At 76.0% G+C, this 2579-nt stretch carries 2 protein-coding genes; one reads left to right on the forward strand and one right to left on the reverse strand.

What is annotated here, in order from left to right:
• Positions 1–852 (reverse strand): DUF6777 domain-containing protein (locus EAO70_RS02325; protein WP_187283688.1); only part of this gene is annotated, 852 nt, incomplete at its 3' end.
• Between the two features lie 337 nt (positions 853–1189).
• Between EAO70_RS02325 and EAO70_RS02330 the strand changes: the two genes are divergently transcribed.
• Positions 1190–2419 carry a streptophobe family protein gene (locus EAO70_RS02330; RefSeq protein ID WP_410090964.1) on the forward strand — a complete coding sequence of 410 codons (1230 nt, stop codon included), beginning with the start codon at positions 1190–1192 and terminating at the stop codon, positions 2417–2419.
• Positions 2420–2579: the final 160 nt, after the last annotated feature.

The raw sequence follows: 2579 nt of genomic DNA on the forward strand, positions 1-2579 counted from the left end.
CGTCGACGCGGAGGGGGAGAGCGTCTCCGGGGTCGACGGGGAGTCGGACGGGGACGTCGAGCCCGAGGTCGAGGGCGAGGTCGACGGGGGCCGGGTGGGCGGTGGGGTCGGCTTGTCCTGCTCGGCCCGGTGGTCCCCGTTCCGCCGCGCGAACCAGCTGTCGTCCTGCACGTCGTACACGACGAAGACGTTCACCACGGTCACCGACGGCGCCACCACGACCACCTGGTCGGCGTTGTAGCCCTGCCAGGGCGTGCCCGTCGTCCGCGGCGACTTCTGCGCCACCGGCGGGGTCAGCGGGTTGCCGCAGGCGCAGCGCACCCGGGGCACCCCGCGGTCGTCGACCAGGACGGCGGTCCCGGCCTGGAGCACCGACTGGTAGGTGGTGGCGGCCCCGTCCCGGTAGCCGTGGTTCGTCACCCGGGTGTCGGCCCGGAGCTGGAGCGGGGTCAGGGAGCGCAGATAGCCGGGCACCTGGTTCGCCTCGATGTCCAGGGTGGAGGCGAAGGCCGCGTTCTTGGCCGGCTCGGCGGAGAGGAAGCGGACCTGCTGCTCCACGTCGCAGCTGGCCACCGACTGCGTACCGCCGTAGAGGCCGGGGGTGGAGCCCGACACCTCGATGGTCGCCGACGAGGTGCGCGGCGGCAGCGAGGCGGGCGAGGCGGACGCGGTGTCCGTCCGGGCCGTCGACGCGGTGAACGGGTCGGGGCCCGTCGCGGCCGCGTTCTGGAGGAAGACCTCGCCGCCGCCGGAGCCCGCGGTGTCGTTCTTGTCGTCGGGGCGGTTGGTGAGCACCACGGCGAGCGCGACGGCGGCGACCACGACGGCGGTGACGGAGGCGACCTTCGGCACGGACCGCCACCACGGCGTCTTGCCGGGGCCGCCGTTCCCGGACCCGCTCGGGCCGCCCGTGTCCCCGGGGCCGCCACTGCCGGAACCGCCGGAAGAACCGCCCGAGTACCCGCCGGAGGAACCACCGCCGCCCGGGCCGCCTGGGGGCGGTCCGGGGGGTGGCGGGTGACCGCCGGATCCTGGGCGTGCGCCCGGGCCCCCTCTCGCGCCCGGGCGCACGCCCAGGATCCGGCGGTCACCCGCCACCCCCCGGACCGCCCCCACCGCGACCGGCACCGGGCCCCTCGCCCGCGTCGGCCTGCAGAGCCTGGCCGCGGTCGTCGCCGGATACGTCGCCATGGGCGTCACCGCGGCCCTCGGCCTCTGGGCGGCCGGCGCGGCCGACCTGCCCGGCGGCTTCACCGCGATCCTCGCCGCCGTCGTCGTCATGGCCTCGGGCGGCCAGGTCGAACTCTCCGGCGACGCCGGCGCCCTCGCCGGGACCCGCGCCGAACTGACCGCCATGCCGCTGACCGTCACCCTGGTGGGCGCACTCGTCACCGGCTACTGCTTCCTGCGGCCCCTGCGCCACCACGCCGTGGCCGGCACCCGCGCACTCCTGCTCCGGGCCGCCACCACGGTCGTCCTCTGGCTCCTCGCCCTGGCGGGGGTCTCGGCCGTCGCCCGCCACGACTTCCCCCTCACCTTCGGCGGCGGCGAGGAGGAGGGCTCCCTGACGGACATCTTCGGCGAACTGCTCGACGCCGTGAACCCCACCGTGGGCTTCCACACGGTCCTCGGCCCCACCCTCTTCTACGGGCTCCTGTGGATCATCGGCGTCCTCGTGGCCGCGCTCCTCGTCTCCCGCAGAACCCCGCTGCCGCCCCGGCTCGTCCGCTTCCACGCACCCGTACGGCCGGCGGCGCACGCGATGCTCCTCCTGCTCCTCGCCTACGTGGCCGTGGGCCTGGTCGTCGGCCTGGTGGTGGCCGCGACCAGGGGGCACGCGGCGGAGACCTTCGCGGTGCTCCTCCTCGGCCTGCCCAACGTCTCCTGGCTCGCCCTCGGCGTGGGCATCGGCGGCTCCTGGGAGGGCCGGGTCGACGGCCCGTTCGGCCTGCCCATGCCCCAGGTCCTGGACGCGGTGCTGCGCCGGGGCGACGGCACGGACCTGTCGACGATCGACCTCGGCTCGCTCGCCGCGGAGGACGCCCGCGCGTGGTGGCTGCTTCCGGTGGCCGCCGTGCTCGTCCTCGCGGCGGCCTTCGTCGCCGCGGTCCGCTCCCCGGCGAGGATCAGGCTCTGGCAGCACTCCCTGCACCTGGGCATCGCCTTCGCCCTGACGATGCTGGTCGTGGCGCCCCTGACCCTGGTCGAGGCGCGGCTGGGCCTCTCGGTCCTCGGCATCGGCGAACTGGACTCCCTCGGCGGCGAGGTGATCCTCCGCCCGAACGTCTGGAGAACGGTCGGCCTCGCCCTGCTCTGGGGGCTGTTCTTCGGCTTCCTGGGCGGCCTGCTCGCCACCCGCGTCCGCCGCAGGGGCGAGGTCGAGGACGGCGAGAGTCCGCCGCCCCGTCCGGTGAAGTAGCGGGCGGGGCCCTCCCGGTCGCGGGCTCCCCGACCGCGGCGTCTCCGGTCGCGGGCTCCCCGATGGTGGGCTCCCCACCTGCCGTGTCCCCCGTAGCCTTCCCGCCCGCCGACCGGCAGGCGGGAGGGGCCGCGTCACGCCACGGCGGTTCCCTCCAGCT

This window comes from Streptomyces sp. adm13(2018), assembly GCF_008042145.1.
Classification (GTDB): Bacteria; Actinomycetota; Actinomycetes; order Streptomycetales; family Streptomycetaceae; genus Streptomyces.

Coding starts and splice junctions, on each gene's coding strand:
- EAO70_RS02330 (WP_410090964.1), top strand. CDS start 1,190: ATGGGCGTCACCGCGGCCCTCGGCCTCTGGGCGGCCGGCGCGGCCGAC.